The organism is Variovorax sp. S12S4 (genome assembly GCF_023195515.1).
GTDB lineage: Bacteria > Pseudomonadota > Gammaproteobacteria > Burkholderiales > Burkholderiaceae_C > Variovorax.
The window spans coordinates 4,390,150-4,407,511 of record NZ_JALPKR020000002.1 but is presented as its reverse complement, the minus strand read 5'-3'; the positions used below and the strand labels follow the sequence as shown (position 1 = coordinate 4,407,511).

16 protein-coding genes are annotated in these 17,362 nt (G+C 66.2%); 2 read left to right on the top strand and 14 right to left on the bottom strand.

Annotated elements, in window-relative coordinates; all coding sequences use genetic code 11:
• Window positions 1-6: 6 nt before the first annotated feature.
• The 8 genes from ispG to M0765_RS21640 all read right to left on the bottom strand — a co-directional run bounded on the left by ispG (window position 7) and on the right by M0765_RS21640 (window position 8,714).
• On the bottom strand, window positions 7-1,284 hold the full coding sequence (gene ispG / locus M0765_RS21675; protein ID WP_126747283.1) for a flavodoxin-dependent (E)-4-hydroxy-3-methylbut-2-enyl-diphosphate synthase: 1,278 nt from the start codon (window positions 1,282-1,284) through the stop codon (window positions 7-9).
• Complete coding sequence (locus tag M0765_RS21670) at window positions 1,281-2,261, bottom strand: helix-turn-helix domain-containing protein (RefSeq protein WP_258505855.1); 981 nt, start codon at window positions 2,259-2,261, stop codon at window positions 1,281-1,283. The genes ispG and M0765_RS21670 overlap by 4 nt, the downstream gene beginning before the upstream one ends.
• Window positions 2,254-3,108 (bottom strand): type IV pilus biogenesis/stability protein PilW, encoded by an 855-nt coding sequence (gene pilW / locus M0765_RS21665; protein ID WP_258505848.1) that lies wholly within the window; start codon window positions 3,106-3,108, stop codon window positions 2,254-2,256. The genes M0765_RS21670 and pilW overlap by 8 nt, the downstream gene beginning before the upstream one ends.
• Before the next feature lie 4 nt (window positions 3,109-3,112).
• Window positions 3,113-4,264, bottom strand: coding sequence for a 23S rRNA (adenine(2503)-C(2))-methyltransferase RlmN (gene rlmN, locus M0765_RS21660; RefSeq protein ID WP_258505847.1), 1,152 nt, complete (start codon window positions 4,262-4,264; stop codon window positions 3,113-3,115).
• A 21-nt stretch (window positions 4,265-4,285) separates the two neighbouring features.
• A complete protein-coding gene (ndk, locus tag M0765_RS21655) occupies window positions 4,286-4,711 on the bottom strand; it encodes a nucleoside-diphosphate kinase (protein WP_258505846.1) in 426 nt (141 codons plus the stop codon).
• Window positions 4,712-4,861: 150 nt separating this feature from the next.
• Window positions 4,862-6,430: a pseudouridine synthase gene (locus M0765_RS21650; RefSeq protein ID WP_258505845.1), complete on the bottom strand. Its 1,569-nt coding sequence runs from the start codon at window positions 6,428-6,430 to the stop codon at window positions 4,862-4,864.
• A gap of 232 nt (window positions 6,431-6,662) precedes the next feature.
• On the bottom strand, window positions 6,663-7,601 hold the full coding sequence (scpB, locus tag M0765_RS21645) for an SMC-Scp complex subunit ScpB (protein ID WP_258505844.1): 939 nt from the start codon (window positions 7,599-7,601) through the stop codon (window positions 6,663-6,665).
• A gap of 129 nt (window positions 7,602-7,730) precedes the next feature.
• Window positions 7,731-8,714: an RluA family pseudouridine synthase gene (locus tag M0765_RS21640; RefSeq protein ID WP_258508384.1), complete on the bottom strand. Its 984-nt coding sequence runs from the start codon at window positions 8,712-8,714 to the stop codon at window positions 7,731-7,733.
• Between the two features lie 56 nt (window positions 8,715-8,770).
• On the opposite strand from M0765_RS21640, the gene M0765_RS21635 reads away from it, so the two are divergent.
• Window positions 8,771-9,580, top strand: a complete 810-nt coding sequence (locus M0765_RS21635; protein WP_126747276.1) for an outer membrane protein assembly factor BamD — start codon at window positions 8,771-8,773, stop codon at window positions 9,578-9,580.
• An 81-nt stretch (window positions 9,581-9,661) separates the two neighbouring features.
• Here M0765_RS21635 and M0765_RS21630 read toward each other — a convergent pair whose 3' ends face one another.
• Both M0765_RS21630 and M0765_RS21625 read right to left on the bottom strand, forming a co-directional pair.
• Entirely contained in the window at window positions 9,662-11,728 is a 2,067-nt protein-coding gene (locus tag M0765_RS21630) for an ATP-dependent DNA helicase (protein ID WP_258505843.1), read from the bottom strand.
• Complete coding sequence (locus tag M0765_RS21625; RefSeq protein WP_126747274.1) at window positions 11,725-11,928, bottom strand: DUF465 domain-containing protein; 204 nt, start codon at window positions 11,926-11,928, stop codon at window positions 11,725-11,727. Before M0765_RS21625 ends, M0765_RS21630 begins: the two co-directional genes overlap by 4 nt.
• 106 nt (window positions 11,929-12,034) lie before the next feature.
• Here M0765_RS21625 and M0765_RS21620 point away from each other — a divergent pair, with 106 nt between their 5' ends.
• Window positions 12,035-12,805: a PP2C family protein-serine/threonine phosphatase gene (locus M0765_RS21620; protein WP_258505841.1), complete on the top strand. Its 771-nt coding sequence runs from the start codon at window positions 12,035-12,037 to the stop codon at window positions 12,803-12,805.
• A gap of 37 nt (window positions 12,806-12,842) precedes the next feature.
• Here M0765_RS21620 and M0765_RS21615 read toward each other — a convergent pair whose 3' ends face one another.
• From M0765_RS21615 to odhB, 4 genes are read right to left on the bottom strand one after another with little or no spacing between them, the layout of a single operon-like run.
• Entirely contained in the window at window positions 12,843-13,517 is a 675-nt protein-coding gene (locus M0765_RS21615) for a hypothetical protein (protein WP_258505840.1), read from the bottom strand.
• Window positions 13,514-14,614, bottom strand: a complete 1,101-nt coding sequence (zapE, locus tag M0765_RS21610; protein WP_258505839.1) for a cell division protein ZapE — start codon at window positions 14,612-14,614, stop codon at window positions 13,514-13,516. Before zapE ends, M0765_RS21615 begins: the two co-directional genes overlap by 4 nt.
• A 4-nt stretch (window positions 14,615-14,618) precedes the next feature.
• The gene (lpdA, locus tag M0765_RS21605) at window positions 14,619-16,049 is read right to left on the bottom strand and encodes a dihydrolipoyl dehydrogenase (protein ID WP_157613537.1); all 1,431 of its coding nucleotides are present in this window, start codon (window positions 16,047-16,049) and stop codon (window positions 14,619-14,621) included.
• Between the two features lie 14 nt (window positions 16,050-16,063).
• On the bottom strand, window positions 16,064-17,326 hold the full coding sequence (odhB, locus tag M0765_RS21600) for a 2-oxoglutarate dehydrogenase complex dihydrolipoyllysine-residue succinyltransferase (protein ID WP_258505838.1): 1,263 nt from the start codon (window positions 17,324-17,326) through the stop codon (window positions 16,064-16,066).
• Window positions 17,327-17,362 lie beyond the last annotated feature (36 nt).

Genomic DNA, 17,362 nt, shown 5'->3' with positions numbered 1-17,362 from the left:
GAGGTGTCAGGCCACGGCGGCGTGCTCGCCGCCAAAGCGCTTTTCGATGTAGTTTTCGACGAGCTGATGGAACTCGTTGGCGATATTGTCGCCGCGCAGCGTGAGGGCCTTTTCGCCGTCGATGAAGACCGGTGCCGCGGGTGCTTCGCCGGTGCCGGGCAGGCTGATGCCGATGTCGGCGTGCTTGCTCTCGCCGGGGCCGTTCACGATGCAGCCCATAACGGCGACCTTCATGGTTTCGACGCCCGGATATTTCTTGCGCCACACCGGCATCTGCATGCGCAGGTAGTCGTCGATCTGCTTGGCGAGTTCCTGGAAGGTGGTGCTCGTGGTGCGGCCGCAGCCCGGGCAGGCCGTCACGCTCGGCACGAACACACGCAGGCCCAGGGCTTGCAGGATTTCGTTGGCGATCAGCACCTCTTGCGTGCGCGACTCGCCAGGCTGCGGCGTGAGCGACACGCGAATCGTGTCGCCGATGCCCTCTTGCAGCAGGATCGAAAGCGCCGTGGCCGAGGCCACAGTGCCCTTGGTGCCCATGCCGGCTTCGGTAAGGCCAAGGTGCAGCGGGTATTCGCAGCGACGGGCAAGTTCGCGGTAGACCGAGATCAGGTCTTGCACGCCGCTCACCTTGCACGACAGGATGACCTGGTTGCCGGCCATGCCCATCGACTCGGCCAGCTTGGCGGATTCGATGGCCGAGGTGATCAGCGCCTCGTACATCACCTGCTTCGCATCCCACGGTTCGGCGCGCTGGCTGTTGATGTCCATCAGGCTGGCAAGCAGTTCCTGGTCGAGGCTGCCCCAGTTCACGCCGATACGCACGGGCTTGTTCCACCGCATGGCCGCATCGATCATCTGGCCGAACTGACGGTCGCGCTTGTCGCCCTTGCCCACGTTGCCGGGGTTGATGCGATATTTACTCAGAGCCTCGGCGCAGGCCGGATAGTCGGTCAACAGGCGGTGCCCGTTGTAGTGAAAGTCGCCGATCAGCGGCACGTCGATGCCCATGCGGTCGAGCTGCTCGCGGATGTAGGGCACCTGGGCCGCGGCCTCGGGCGTGTTGACGGTGATGCGCACCATCTCCGAACCCGCGGTGGCGAGCTCCTTCACCTGGATGGCCGTGCCGATGGCGTCGACCGTGTCGGTGTTGGTCATGGACTGCACCCGCACGGGAGCGTCGCCGCCCACCGTGACGGTGCGCGCGCCCCAGACCACCTGGGCCTGGCGCGAGCGGCGCGCCTTCGGCGCTGCCGATTCAATGGGTTGAGGAGTGCAGTCGCTCAAGATGTCACCTCGAAACGCGCCACGCCGCCACCGCGCGTGACCGGCTTCAGATCGTAGGGCTTTCCGCGCACTTGCACATCGACCGCCGATGCGCGCCCGACCACCACCGACAGCGGCAGCGCGCCAGACAATCCGACGGTTTCGCCCGCTTGCACGATGCGGCGCAGCAACTGCTTGCCGCCGGCCTCTGTCACAGTGATCCAGCAGTCTTCGCGCGCGACGAAGACAAGGGGTTGCACACCACTGGCAGCAGGTGCTGCAACTGTTGCGGCCGCGTTGGCCGCGGGCAAGGCCGTAGCGGATGGCGCACCCGGTGCGGCAGGTGCGACCGGCGTTCCGGGCGCCGCCGCGGTCGCGGGGCCAGTTGCCGCAGGCGGTACGGGCGACACCGGCGTGTTCTCGACCACGGAGGCTCCGCCTGGCGCCGCTGCAACCGCAGGCGCCTCGGTGACCGAACCTGTTTCGGTTTCGCCACGCGCCGTCCAGCGCGAGACGGCGGCACCGACCTGGTCGAAAGCCGACTGCGGCAGCCAGAACAGCACCGCTGCCCCCACCAGCAGCAAAGCGACGACGATCAGCAATGCGCGAGACGGAAGACCGTTGGAGCGGCTGCCGTTCCAACGCGGCGTGCCGGAAACGATGTTGCTCTTGAGCGTGCGGTCGGCCGTTGCCAGCGGTGCGCGCTGCGCTCCCGGCAGCTTTGCCAGCACGGGAGCGGCATCGATGCGCAAGGCGCGGCAGACGCTGCTTGCCAGGGCGCGCGCAAATACCGGGTCGGGCAGCGAATCGATATCGTCCGCCTCCAGCGCCATGAGCTTCTGCGGCGGCACCTTCAGAGCCGCGGCCACCATTTCGATATGCAGGCCATGGGCCTCGCGCGCCTCGCGAAGCATGTCGCCGGCCGTCTTGTGCGTGATGTCGCCTTCCTCGAGCGGCAGTGCCGCGGAAGTGCCGAACTCCGAAACCCGTTCAGTCATTGAAATTCCCGCGCTCGTACGCTATTGCCTCCCGGGACTGCGGAAAGCGCCGTTGCAGTTGCCCTCCCAACTGCGCAACTGCCTCGCGGTTGTTGAGCCGTCGTTCGATCTTGATGCCGAGCCACAGCGTTTCGGCGCTGGCCGAAGGACTGTTGTTGACCCGGCGAATGTAGAACTGCGCACGCGACCATTCCTCGCGTTGCGCCAGCAGTGAGGCCAGGTTGAATCCGACCACCGGATTCCCGGCATCGATCTCGTAGGCCTGCATCAGGCTGCGCTCCGCCTCCGGACGCTGTCCGGCCCTGAGCTCGCAGACGCCTTGGGTCATGAGCGTCTTGGCGCGGTCGGTGTAGCTCGGCACCGCGAGCGCGGCGCTGAACTGCTGGGCCGCGTCGCCATAGCGGTTCTGCTGGCATAGCAGCCAGCCGTAGTTGTGCCGCACATTGGGATCGCGCGGGTTGATGGCAATGGCGCGGCGGAAGCTGTCTTCGGCCATGCCGGCATCGTCGAGTCGCATGTAGACGAGGCCCCGCAGGCTGTAGGCATCCGCGTAGTTGGGGTCGGCGACCAGCGCCTGCTTGATTTCGTCGAGTGCGACCGTGTTCTGGCCATGCTCGAAGTAGCCCGAGGCCAACTCCAGCCGCAGCCGCGCGCGGCGCTGGCGGCTGCTCTCATCCGACTCGGTAACAATCTCCGCGCCCTTGCCCGAGCTGGTGTCGGCCAGGCTGGTGGTGGTGGTCCGCGTGTTGACGCAGCCCCCGAGCAGAAACGCCACGGCCACACCGGCAAAGCTTGCAGCCAGCAGCCGCTGCGCGCTTGCGGTGGTCATCGGAAAGGCCATGCTCATTGAATCAGTGCTCCTGGGGGGTGGTCTTTCGAACCGGATGCAAAACAACAGGCCGCTCCGACACGGCACGGCGCTGGGCCATGCGTTCGGCGGCGCGCGTGCGGTCCTTCACGTCGCCGGCCAGCTGTCCGCAGGCCGCGTCGATGTCGTCGCCGCGCGTCTTGCGCACGGTGGTCACAAGGCCGGCCTCGCTCAGTGTCTTGGCAAACGCCAGCACCCGCGGCTGCGGCGAACGCAGCAGGCCCGAGGCCGGAAACGGATTGAACGGAATCAGGTTGAACTTGCACGAAATGCCATGCGTGCGAACGAGTTCCACCAGTTGCCGCGCGTGCTCGGGCTGGTCGTTCACGCCGTCGAGCATGCAGTACTCGAAGGTGATGAAGTCGCGCGGCGCATGCGCCAGGTAGCGCTTGCAGGCCTCGATCAGTTCTGCAATGGGGTACTTGCGATTGAGCGGCACCAGATCGTCGCGCAGCGCGTCGTTGGGCGCGTGCAGCGACACGGCCATGGCCACCGGGCAATCGGCGCCCAGGCGGTCGATCATCGGCACCACGCCGGAAGTCGACACGGTCACGCGGCGGCGCGACAGCCCATAGGCGTTGTCGTCGAGCATGGTGCGCAGCGCCGGCACCAGCGCCGAGTAGTTCTGCAGCGGCTCGCCCATGCCCATCATCACCACGTTGGAAATGACGCGCTCGTCGCGCTTCAGGTGCTTGCGCAGGAAGTGCTCGGCAAACCACAGCTGGGCGACGATTTCGCCCGTGCTCAGGTTGCGGCTGAAGCCCTGGTGCCCCGTGGAGCAAAAGCGGCAACCCACCGCGCAGCCGGCTTGAGACGACACGCACAGCGTGCCGCGGTCGTCTTCGGGAATGAATACGGCTTCGACGGCATTGCCGTCGCCGACGTCGAACAGCCACTTGATCGTGCCGTCCTTGGATTCGTGCTGCGTGAGAACCGCGAGGGCCTCGACGCGAGCGGTTGTGGCGAGCTTCTCGCGCAGCGACTTGGCCAGATCGGTCATCTGGGCAAAGTCGCTGGCGCCACGCTGGTGGATCCAGCGGAACAGCTGCGTGGCGCGGAATCGCTTCTCGCCGAGCTTTTCGCAGAACGCAGCCAGCCCCTCGAGATCGAATTCGAGCAGGTTGGCCGTGGTCATGAAATCAGCCGGGATACGGCTTCAGCGTGCGTAGACGTTGAGGCCGGCGAAGAAGAAGGCCACTTCGTTCGCTGCGGTTTCGGGAGCGTCCGAACCGTGCACGGCGTTGGCGTCGATGCTGTCGGCGAAGTCGGCGCGAATGGTGCCGGCGGCTGCCTTCTTGGGGTCGGTGGCGCCCATCAGGTCGCGGTTCTTGGCAATTGCGTTCTCGCCTTCGAGCACTTGCACGAACACGGGGCCGGAGATCATGAACTCGACGAGGTCCTTGAAGAAAGGACGCTCCTTGTGGACCGAGTAGAACTGCTCGGCTTCATTGCGCGAGAGGTGCACCAGCTTGGCGGCGACGATCTTGAGGCCGGCAGCTTCGAAGCGGGAAACGATCTTGCCGATGACGTTCTTTGCAACGGCGTCGGGCTTGATGATGGAGAGGGTACGTTCGATAGCCATTGAAGTGCTTCCTGAGCTTTGATTTTGAAGTGTTTTGTCACGGCTGCAACGAATATGTTGCACTCTACGGCGACAAAGCCTCTGATTTTAACCGGCGCAGCCCGGGGCCTTGGTGAAAACCCCGCGAAAGGCTGCGCTGGCGGCTGGGTTTCAGCGTCCGCGGCGGCGATTGCCACCCGGGCCGCCCTGCCCGCCGAAGCCGCCGCCTGCCGGACCGCCGCCACGGCGGCCAGGGCCCTGGCGCTGCTCCTTGCGCTGGCGCGAGAAGCTGTCGGCGCCGATGTAGCCGAGCGAGGTCTTCATCGGATCGGGCTGGTTCGCGCCGCTTGGCGGACGCTCCTCACCCTGGCGGTTGCCACGATTGTTGTTGTTGCCGCGGCGCCCTTGCGGCGGCATGCCTGCGTTACCGCCGCCGCCACCGCCCCGGTTGCCACGCCCCCCGCGCTCACCGCGCGGCGGCCGGCCGTCGCCGAGCGGGTTCGGAATGGGCGCTTCGCGGCCGTCGTCGCGCATGTCGCGGGGCTGCTGCTGTGCGCCGCCGGCGTTGCGGTTGTTGCCGCGGCGCTTCTTGTTGCGCCCGTTGCGGCCGCCTCCGGCACCGTCTTGCCCGCCCGGCCCGCGTTGCTGCTGCGGGCGCGGCGCGCCGCCGCCGGAGGCCTGGAACAAAGCGCTGATGTCGCGCTCGTCGAGCTCCATCCAGGCACCGCGCTTCAGCCCGCGCGGAAGCACCATGGCACCGTAGCGGATGCGGATCAGGCGGCTGACCGCGTGGCCGACCGATTCGAACAGGCGCCGCACTTCGCGATTGCGGCCTTCGGAAATGGTGACCCGGTACCAGCAGTTCGAACCTTCGCCGCCGCCCTCTTCGATGGTGCCGAACTGGGCCATGCCGTCGTCCAGGCGCACGCCTTCGAGCAGTTTCTTCTTTTCTTCGGCGCTGAGCGCACCGAGCACGCGCACGGCGTACTCGCGCTCCAGGCCAAAGCGGGGATGCATCAGCTGGTTGGCCAGATCGCCGGAGCTGCTGAACAGCAGCAGGCCTTCGGTGTTCAGGTCGAGCCGCCCGACCGATTGCCACTTGCCCTGTTGCAGCCGCGGCAGCTTGCGGAACACCGTCGGGCGGTTCTGCGGGTCGTCGTGCGTGACGACCTCCCCTACGGGCTTGTGATAGGCGATGACGCGCGGCGGAGGCGGCGCGATGCGGTAGCGAATGGGCTTGCCGTTGATCTTGACCTGGTCGCCGTACTGGATGCGCTGGCCGATGTGGGCCGGCTCGTTATTGACCGAGATGCGGCCCTGGAGAATCAGCGCTTCCATTTCGAGCCGCGAGCCCAGGCCGGCCTGGGCCAGCACTTTGTGCAGCTTGGGCGAGTCGGCCTCCGGCAACAGCACGCGCTTGAGCGGCGGGACTTCGGGGCTTTCCTCGTCGGCGTCGAACTGACCGGAAATGACGTCCGCGAAACGGATCGGCTCGGGCGGCAGCGCATTGCGCTGCTCGCGCTCGGCGGCACGGCGTGCGCGGTCGAGGTCGTCTTCTTCCTCGTCGGGCTCGTCTTCCTCTTCTTCGTCGTCGTACTGGCCTCGAGCGCCCTCCTCTTCACGGCGCTCTTCGCGCTGTTCAGCTGCTTCAACCGGGGCGGGAGCCTTGACGGGAGCGGCAGGGGTTGGCGCCGAAACGGGAGCCGCTACGGGGGCCGACTCAGCGACGGCTTCGATCACCGGCTCAGGGCTTTCCGCGGGTGCTGCCGCGGCTTCGCCCTCCGCAGCCGGCTCTACGGTCTTCTTGCGACGCGGGGCACGCTTTTTCTTGGGAGCTTCACTCTCGCCGGCAACTGGAGCGGATGCATCAGCATCGGCATCCGAAGAAGGGCTGGACACTTCCGTGACCGACTCTTTTTTTCTGATTCGGGCTGGACCGGCACGATTGCCGCGTCGTCGGAGTCGGAGGGGCTCATGAGGTTTTTCCGGGAGAAACAGCGTGGGGATCGGTCTCGTCGGGCGACGGGACTTCTTCGGATTCGAGCGCAACGGAAGGCTCGGCTTCGTCGGGGCTGGGGATTTCCGAAGGCTCTTCGGGCGAAGCCGCATCTTCGGCAAATTGCGCGGCAGCGGCATCGACCGCTTCGATGGCTTCGATGGCTTCGATGGCTTCGGTCGCATCGAGCACTTCGGCGTGCGCCTCGGCGGGCTGCGACTCTTCTTGCGCCTGATTTTCCGTTGCCTCGGGACTCTCGGCACCGGGCAGGGTCAATTCTGCTTCGAGCGCCGCGTCCGTCGCAGCGGACGCGTCGGCATCGGATTCGCCCGCAATTTCCATCGGCAGGCCGGGCTGGTTGCCCGAGGCCTGGTCCAGCGCATCGACCAATGCCGCCTGCTGGGCCGGTGTCTCGATCAGCGGCAACTGGTCCAGCGAGGCGAGCCCGAGATCGTCGAGAAACTGCCGCGTGGTGGCGTACAGCGCCGGCCGGCCGACGGTTTCGCGGTGTCCGATCACCTCGACCCAGCCACGATCCTCGAGCTGCTTCAAGATGAGGGAATTGATGGTGACGCCGCGAATGTCTTCCATGTCGCCGCGCGTGACCGGCTGGCGGTAGGCAATGATGGCCAGCGTTTCGAGGGCGGCCCGCGTGTAGCGCGGCGGCTTCTCTGGGTGCAGGCGATCGAGGTGGTCGCGCATCTCGGGCCGGCTCTGAAAGCGCCAGCCGCTGGCGACGTTCACCAGCTCCAGGCCGCGTTGCGCCCAGTCTTCCTGCAGTTCAAGCAACAGCACCTTGATGGTGTCCACGCCCAGCTCATCGTCGAACAGCACGCGCATGTCGCGCACTGGCAGCGGCTGGCTCGAACAGATCAAGGCGGTTTCTAGAATGCGCTTGGCATCCGCCGTATTCATGGTTCGCGTTATCCGGGAAAAGGCGTCTGTTGGACGCTGGCTCACAGGGATGGAAGGAGTAGGCGTTGCCGGCACGCGGCGAGTGCAACGCAAGGCCGGCATCGAGTGGCCGGCGCGGCCCTCGGGCCGTCAGGCGCGATTGTAATCCAGCCCCCAGGTCTGCAGCGCATGAACAAGATCGGCCGGCGGAAGGGAGCGAAACTCCAGCGGCGCCTGCGTGACCGGGTGCATGAACGCCAGCCTGAAGGCGTGCAGCGCCTGCCGCTCCAGCCCGGCGGCGGGCGCGCCTCCATAGAGCGCGTCGCCAACCAGCGGATGTCCGATGGACGCCATGTGCACTCGAATCTGGTGGGTTCGGCCGGTTTCGAGCGTGCACCGCACGGCACAGCCCTGCGCATTGCTGTCCAGCCGCTCGATGAGGGTACGGGCTGTCTTGCCCGCGTGGCGCTCCAGATCGACCACCGCCATGCGCAAACGGTTGCGCGGATCGCGGCCAATGGGCGCGTCGACCTGCCGGGCGGCTGCACCGGCCCAGGGCTTGTGCCCGACGGCCAGGTATTGCCGCTTGACCTCGCGTGCGGCAATCAGCGCCACCATGGCGTCCATGGCAGCCCGAGTCCGCGCCACCACCATCAGCCCGCTGGTGTCGCGGTCGAGCCGGTGCACGATGCCGGCGCGCGGCAGCAGCGAGGCCTTGGGGTCGAGCGCCAGCAGCCCGTTCAGGAGGGTGCCGCTCCAATGGCCCGGCGCCGGGTGCACCACCAGGCCCGCCGGCTTGTCGATGATTCGCAGGTGCTCGTCCTCGTGCACCGTCACGATGTCCATGGTCTCGGGCCGGAACGCCTGGCTTTGCGGCGTGGGCCGCAGTTCGATGCGGCCGGCCTGCCCGGCGCGCACCGTGGCGGACGGCTTCAGCACCGTGCGCCCTTCCAGCTCCACGGCCCCGGCTTCGATCAGCTGTTGCAGATAGTTGCGAGAAAATTCCGGCACCAGGACGGCCAGCGCGCGGTCCAGCCGCTGGCCGTGCTCGGCGGCCCCCATGGCAAAGGGCCGCAGCTCGCTGGATTCGACCGGGTCGGCGCTCTCGTCGGCCTCGGCTGTTTCAGGCACCAGGTCGAGAGGGTCGGTCGATATAATTGAAGGCAACTGTTTCACGAAAGCCGTATGTGATGTTTCGCGCCAAATTATCGGTCCCCTCTTGGATCGCGCTCAGCGCAGCAGCGCTGCTTGCAGCCGGCTGCTCCTCCACCCCCACCGCCGACAAGACGGCGAGCTGGAGCCCCAACCGCATTTATGCCGAAGCCAAGGACGAAGCCGGCTCCGGTGCCTACGACAAGGCCGTGCCCCTGTACGAGAAGCTCGAAGGCCGCGCCGCCGGTACGCCGCTCGCACAGCAAGCCCAGCTCGAGAAGGCCTACGCGCAATACAAGGCGGGTGAAAAGGCCAACGCCGTTTCCACGCTCGACCGCTTCATGAAGCTGCACCCGGCGAGCCCTGCGCTCGACTACGCGCTGTACCTCAAGGGCGTGATCAACTTCAACGACGACCTGGGCATGTTCTCGTTCCTGACACGGCAAGACCTGTCCGAACGCGACCAGAAGGCGGCCAAGGAATCGTTCGAGTCGTTCAAGGAGCTCGTGACGCGCTTCCCCGCATCGCGCTACGCGCCCGACGCGCGCCAGCGCATGAACTACATCGTGAACTCGCTCGCGCAGTACGAAGTGCACGTGGCGCGCTACTACTACTCGCGCGGCGCTTACCTCGCGGCCATCAACCGGGCGCAGCTTGCGCTGTCCGACTACCGCGAAGTGCCCGCACTCGAGGAAGCGCTGTACATCATCGTTCGCTCCTACGACGCGCTCGGCATGAAGGACCTGCGCGACGATGCCCAGCGCGTGCTGACCACCAACTACCCGCAAAGCGAGTACCTGGCCCGCGGTTTCAAAGGCAAGGACGATCCGTGGTGGAAGGTCTGGTAAGTCGATAAAGAACAAAGCCCTTCGGGGCTTTTTCTTCGTCTGGACGAGGGCAGGCCCCTGCCCCTCCGGCCTCCTCGCCTCTCAGGCCGAGAGCGAATTCTTCAGGTCGCTGATGGCGGCCTCGAAATCCGCTTCGCTCTCCAGCCTGCGCATCGGCGGCAACGCGGACAACAATCGCCGGCCGTAGCCCATCGCCACCAGGCGGGTGTCGCAGATCGCAAGCACGCCGCAATCCGTTTCGCGCCGAATCAACCGCCCCGCGCCCTGCTTGAGCGCCACGGCCGCCTCAGGCAGCGAGTAGTCGCTGAACGAACTGCGGCCCTGCGCTTCGAGCCGCTGCGACCTCGCTTCGACGAGCGGATCGTTGGGCGGAGGAAACGGCAGCTTGTCGATCACCACCAGCTGCAGGGCGTCGCCCGGTGCGTCGAAGCCCTCCCAGAACGATGCCGAGGCCACCAGCACGCAACCCGCACGGCCGCCTTGCGCGCCTTCGCGGAAGCGGTCCATGAGCACGCGCTTGGGCAGTTCGCCCTGCACCAGCACCTCGGGCCGTACGTCGGCTTCGAGTCGCTCGAACTGCTGCTTCATCTCGTCGCCGATGGTGCGCAAGGCACGCAGCGTGGTCGTCAGCACCAGCGTGCGCCCGCCGAGTTCGCTGGCGCCCCGCGCAGCCAGTTGCGCAACCCGTGCGCTGTGAGAAGCATCGTTGGGCTTCGGAAAGGCACGCGGCACATAGAGCCCCGCTTGGGCGGCATAGTCGAATGGGCTCTGCACGCGCAACACTTCGGCATCGCCCAGCCCGCACGGCTCGGTGAACCAGCGCAGCGTGGGCTCGTCGCCCAGCGTGGCGGAAGTGAAGATCCAGGCGCGCCCGCTGTCTTCCGGCGCCGGGCGGCTGTCTTCCTGTTCTTCGCCATAGGCATCGAGTTCAGGCTCACCGTGGCTGATCTTGAGCACGCGCGTGCGCATTGCCTCGGCAATGTCGAGCGGCGATTCGACCAGGCGCAATTGCGTGCCTACGTCGACCCAGCGCACCGACTCGACCTCGCAAGGCAGCGCGAAACGCGCCGCGCGCTTGGCGAGCTGCTGCGCCCGCTCGTACAGGCGCACGAAGTCGGGTGATATCTCGCTGACGGTATCGAGCCCTTCGGCCGCCATTTCGAATGCATGCTGGAAGTCGTCGAGCGCGCCCTGCCAGATGCCGGGATCGATGCCCTCCGGCGCAGGCCCCACCCAGCGCAGCTTGGTCCCGGGCCACTGCTTGCCGACTGCAAGGCGCAGTTCGCGCGCCGCACGCTCCACGGCCGCCGCGAGTTGCTGCCAGTCGACCAGCCCGCGCGCATGCTGCAAGCCCGCGCCGAGCAGATCGCGCGCGAAATCGAGCGCCTGGCCGCTGCCGAGTTGCGCCCCGAGAAACTGCACGCCGGTTTCGTTGAGCTGATGGGCCTCGTCGAACACCACCACGCTCACGGTGGGCAACAGTTCCGCCATGCCGGTCTCGCGCACCGCGAGATCCGCAAAGAACAAGTGGTGGTTGATGACCACCACATCGGCGGCCAGCGCCTCGCGCCGTGCCAGGTTCACGTGGCAGGGCTTGAACTGCGGACACTGCGCGCCCAGGCAGTTCTCGCGCGTGGAAGTAATCAGCGGAATGAGCGGCGAGCGCTCGTCCAGACCGGGCAACTCGGCCAGGTCGCCGGTTCGCGTGGCCTTGGACCACTGCTCGATCTTGGCGAGCGTGCGCAGGCTGCCGCGTTCGGGCAGCGACGCGTCGTGGCGCGCAAGGTCGAGCCGGTGCAGGCACAGGTAGCTCGCGCGGCCCTTGAGCAGCGCCGTTCGCACCGGCAGTTCGAGCGCTTCGACCAGGCGCGGCAAGTCGCGGCCGAACAGCTGGTCTTGCAGGGTCTTGGTCGCGGTCGACAGCAGCACGCGTTCGCCGCTCAGCAACGCCGGCACCAGATACGAAAAGGTCTTGCCGACGCCGGTGCCGGCCTCCACCACCAGCACGCCGCCGTCTTCGATGGTGCGCGCCACGGCCAGCGCCATTTCGGTTTGTCCCGAGCGTTCGCGAAACTGATCGGCGGCACGGGAAAGCGCACCGCCGTGCGCGAAGGCGTCGCGCACCTTGTCCTCGAGTGTGTCGGTCACGCGGGTTCTCTCGGATCGAGCAGGTTTTCGAGCCGCACGATCTGGTCGCGCAACCCGAGGCGGCGCTTCTTCAGGCGCCGCAGCAGGAGTTCGTCTTGCGGCAAGGCCTCGGCCAGGCGGTCGATGGTGGCATCAAGGTCGGCATGTTCGATGCGCAACTCGATCAATTGGCGGGAAAGGGAGTGGAGATTGGAGTCCAACGTGGGCGATGCGAGCGTATTCCGCGCGCACTCGTGTTCGCTCGATAATACGTCCTGACACGAATCCACGAGAAGACAGAAAGCGCGCCATCGGCGCATTGCGCTCATGACCCTAGGCTTTCGACTTGCCGCCGCCACAGGCCTCCACAAGGGAGACCGCCCCTACCAGCAGGACCAGGTGCTGATGATGAGCCACCCGCGCGTGCCGGGCTGCATGCTGGGAGTCATTGCCGACGGCATGGGCGGGCGCAGCGGCGGGCGCAAGGCGTCCGACCAGGTGCTGATGACGGCGCGCCAGCTCTTCACCCGCTACCACCCCGATCGCGACAGTTCCACGGCCGTGCTGCGGCAACTGCTGGAAGACGCGCACACGGTCATCAAGCTCACTGCGCTGTCGAGCGAGCAGGAGCCGCACAGCACGCTGGCGGCCTTTCTCATGAACCCCAGGGGCGACTGCGCGTGGATTCATGCCGGCGACTCCCGCATCTATCACTTCCAGGACGGCGAGCTCGTCACGCGCACGCGCGACCACTCGTATGTGCAGGTGCTCATCGACCGCGGCGAAATCAGCGAAGCCGAGGCCAACGTCCATCCCAAGGGCAACATTCTCCTGGGCTGCCTGGGCATGACAACGACTCCGCCGCCGATCGAGCCGCACTACATTCCGGCAATGCAGCCTGGCGACCTGCTCATGGCGTGCAGCGACGGGCTCTGGCATTACTTCAGCCCCGAGGAACTGGCCAGCGTGCTGTATGCGGAGCCGCCGCGCGACGCGGTTGAAATACTCGTGGGCGAGGCGCGCCGCCGCGCCCGGGGTACGGGCGACAACATCTCCATTGCGGTGTTGAAACTCGAAGCGCTGCCAGCCGAAGCCTGACCTGCGACGCCGAGCGGTGCTCGCTCGGCCCCGGCGCCTAACGAGAAGGAGACGACGCCGGCGATGCCGGTGGTGGTGGGGGCAAAGGCGCACCGCGCGGCTTGCTCCGATCGGCGTTCTGCCGTTCGCGGCTGGCCCGGCGCTCCGCGGCCTTCTGCTGCTTGCTCTCGAAGCGCTCGACCTCCGCCGGTGCTTCGGCGCGGCGCTGGGCGGCCTTGGCCTGGTCTTCGGCGTTCGCTCTCTGCTTGGCCTCGAGCTGGCGACGGCGCTCGTCCGCCTCGGCGGCGGTGGCGGCACGGCTTGCCGCGTGGTCGGCAGCGCGCTGCTCGCGGTCTTTTTGCGCTTGGCGGGACTCGTCCTGCTTCTCGGGCGTGTCTTGCGGGCGCCGCGTGGCGGCCTTCTGGTCGAGCTTTTCGAGCTCGGCGGCACCGCGGCGCTGGCGCTCGATGTCGTTGATGGCCGTTTCCTGGCGCTTGATGTGATCGGTTTCGGTGCGGCGGCGCCTGCGGCTGTCGCGCAGGCAATCTTCGACCGCGAACTTTTGATAGCAGGCGGCGCGCTCCTTTTCGAAGCGTGCCTCGATGGCTGCGCGCTCGGCGGCCAGCCTGCTGCGTTCGGCTTCGAAGTCGGCAGTGCCCGCGGCCGCATTGGACTGCGCCCAGACCGGCAGGCTGCCCAAGCTCATCAGCACGGCAAAAACGATATTTTTCATGTCAGTCGAGTGTCGACGATCCGGCGCTCCAAGGAGAGGAATTCGCTCGATTGCATTTCGGTGAGCCTTGAAACCGTGCGCGGGAATTCATGCGCCAGCGGACCCTCGGTATACAACGCCTCCGGCGGCACCTCAGCCGACATGATGAGCTTGACGCGCCGGTCGTACAAGACGTCGACCAGCCAGGTGAAACGGCGTGCTTCGGAAGCCATGCGCACCGGCATGTGCGGCACGTCGGAGAGCAGCACCGTGTGGAACTGGCTGGCTATTTCGAGATAGTCGTTCTGCGAGCGCGGTCCGCCGCAGAGCGTCTTGAAGTCGAACCAGACCACGCCGCCTGCCTTGCGCCTTGCCCGGATCTCGCGCTGCTCGATGTGAAGGATCGGGTTTTCGTCGGCTGTTTCGGCCAGCTTGTCGAAAGCCTTGCGCATTTCCTTCTCGGCCGCCGCATCGTTGGGCGTGAGGTACATGCGCAATTGCTCGAGCGTACGGCGCCGGTAGTCGGTGCCGTTGTCCACGCTCAATACTTCGAGCTTTTCGTTCAGCAGTGCAATCGCGGGCAGGATGCGGTCGCGATGCAACCCGCCGGGGTAGAGGTCGTCGGGCCTGAAATTGGAGGTGGTGACAAAGCCCACGCCGTTCTCGAACAGCGACACCAGCAGCCGATGAAGAATCATCGCATCGGTGATGTCCGCGACGTGGAACTCGTCGAAGCAGATCAGCTTGTAGCGCTTGGAAATACGCAGTCCAAGCTCGTCGAGCGGATTGACCGTGCCCTGCAGCTCGCGCAGCTCGCGGTGCACCTCGCGCATGAACTCGTGAAAGTGCAGGCGCGTCTTGCGACGCAGCGGCACGGCGTTGAAGAACAAGTCCATCAGGAAGCTCTTGCCCCGCCCGACGCCGCCATACATGTAGACGCCGCGCGGGAGCTCCGGCCGGTTGATGAACTTCTTCAGCGCGTTGGAGCGCTGGGCCTTGTAGCCGGCCCACTCCCGCGCGCAGCGATCCAGCGCCTCCACGGCGCGCAGTTGCGCGGGATCGCTCTGGAACCCGCGCACCGCGAGTTCCGCCTCATAGGCCTCTTTGACGCTGGTCAATGGATCAGAAATTCAGCGTACGCTTGTCCACGGCAAGTGCCGCTTCCTTCGTGGCTTCCGACAGCGACGGGTGCGCGTGGCAGATGCGTGCGATGTCTTCGGCACTGGCCTTGAACTCCATGGCCACCACGGCTTCGGAGATCAGCTCGCTGGCTTGCGGGCCCACGATGTGCACGCCGAGGATCTCGTCCGTTGCGGCATCGGCCAGGAACTTGACCATGCCGGTCGTGTCGCCCAGTGCGCGTGCGCGGCCGTTTGCCAGGAACGGGAAGGTGCCGGCCTTGTAGGCGCGGCCCGCGGCCTTGAGCTGCTGCTCGGTCTGGCCGACCCACGCGATCTCGGGGCTGGTGTAGATGACCCACGGAACCGTGTTGAAGTTGACGTGGCCGTGCTGGCCCGCAATGCGCTCAGCAACCGCAACGCCCTCTTCCTCGGCCTTGTGCGCGAGCATCGGGCCGCGAACCACGTCGCCGATGGCCCACACGTTGGGCAGGCTCGTCTTGCAGTCGTCGTCCACGGCAATGGCGCCGCGCTCGTCCAGTTTCAGGCCTACGGCTTCGGCGTTCAGGCCGATGGTGTTGGGCACGCGGCCGATCGAAACGATCAGCTTGTCGACTTCCAGCGTCTGGGCTTCGCCCTTGGCGTTAGTCCAGGCAACGCTCACGCCCTTCTTCGACGACTTGATCTCGCCGACCTTGACGCCGAGTTCGATCTTGAGCTTCTGCTTGTCGAAGGCCTTCTTGGCTTCCTTGGCGATCTGCTCGTCGACCGCGCCGAGGAACGTCGGCAGCGCTTCCAGCACCGTGACTTCGGCGCCAAGACGGCGCCACACCGAGCCCATCTCCAGGCCAATGACGCCTGAGCCGATCAGGCCCAGCTTCTTCGGCACCGCGCCGATGCGCAGCGCGCCGTCGTTCGAGAGAATGTTCTCTTCGTCGAAAGGCGTGCCGGGCAATGCGCGGGCGTTGGAGCCCGTGGCCACGATGATGTGCTTGCCGCTGATCGATTCTTCGGCGGCGCCCGCCACCTTGATCTCATAGCCGGTTTCGTCGGTTTTCACGAACGAGCCGCGGCCATGGAAGAAGCTGATCTTGTTCTTCTTGAACAGGTACAGGATGCCGTCGTTGTTCTGCTTCACGACCTGGTCCTTGCGGGCCAGCATCTTGTCGATGTCGAGGCCCAGGCCCTCGACCTTGATGCCGTGGTCGGCAAAGTGGTGGCCAGCCTGCTCGAAGTGCTCCGACGATTGCAGCAGCGCCTTCGACGGAATGCAGCCGACGTTGGTGCAGGTTCCGCCCGGTGCCGGGCCGCCCTTGCCGTTCTTCCACTCGTCGATACACGCGACGTTGAAGCCGAGTTGCGCGGCGCGAATGGCGGCAATGTAGCCGCCGGGACCGCCGCCGATGACGATGACGTCGAATTGTTTGTTTGCCATCTGATTCAGTCTCCTCAGATGTCGAACAACAGACGCGACGGATCTTCCAGCGCTTCCTTCATGGCGACCAGGCCCAGCACGGCTTCGCGGCCGTCGATGATGCGGTGGTCATAGCTCATGGCAAGGTAGTTCATCGGGCGGATGACGATCTGGCCGTTCTCGACCACAGCGCGGTCCTTGGTGGCGTGCACGCCGAGGATCGCGGACTGGGGCGGGTTGATGATCGGGGTCGAAAGCATCGAGCCGAAGGTGCCGCCGTTCGAGATGGAGAACGTGCCGCCGGTCATCTCTTCGATGCCGAGCTTGCCGTCTTGCGCCTTCTTGCCATATTCGGCGATCTTCTTCTCGATGTCGGCAAAGCTCATCTGGTCGGCATTGCGCAGGATGGGCACCACCAGGCCGCGCGGCGAACCGACGGCAATACCGATGTCGAAGTAGCCGTGGTACAGGATGTCGTTGCCGTCGACCGATGCGTTGATCACCGGGTACTTCTTCAGCGCATGCACCGCGGCCTTCACGAAGAAGCTCATGAAGCCGAGCTTCACGCCGTGTTCCTTGGTGAAGCTGTCCTGGAAGCGCTTGCGCAGTTCCATCACGGGCGCCATGTTCACTTCGTTGAACGTCGTCAGGATGGCATTGGTCGATTGCGATTGCAGCAGGCGCTCGGCAATGCGGGCGCGCAGGCGGCTCATCGGCACGCGCTGCTCTGGGCGTTCGCCCAGGTCGGCCGCGCCGCTGGGTGCGGAAACTTGCGGCAGCGCAGGCTTGGCGGCCGGTGCGGCCACGGTGGCGGCGGGCTTGGCACCCGAAGCCACGGCGCCGAGCACGTCGCCCTTGGTCACGCGGCCGTCCTTGCCGGTGCCGGCCACGTCGCTGGTCTTCAGGTTGTTGTCGGCCAGCAGCTTGGCGGCGGCGGGCATGGCAACGTCCGACTTCGAACCGCCGGCGGCTGCGGCAGCGGCCGCAGGGGCCGGTGCAGCGGCGGGCGCCGGAGCTGCAGCGGGCGCTGCCGCGGGTGCGGCGGCCGCGCCCTTGCCTTCGGTGTCGATCTTCGCGATCAGCTGGTCGGCCACCACGGTGGCGCCATCGGGCTGCACGATTTCAGCCAGCACGCCGGCCGAGGGCGCGGGCACTTCGAGCACAACCTTGTCGGTTTCGATCTCGATCAGGATTTCATCGACGGCGACGGCTTCGCCGGCCTTCTTCTTCCAGGTGAGCATGGTGGCTTCGGCCACGGATTCGGAAAGCTGGGGGACTTTGACTTCTACGATAGACATTTGGAGTGAGCTCCGTTTTGTTCTTGAGGTGTTCGT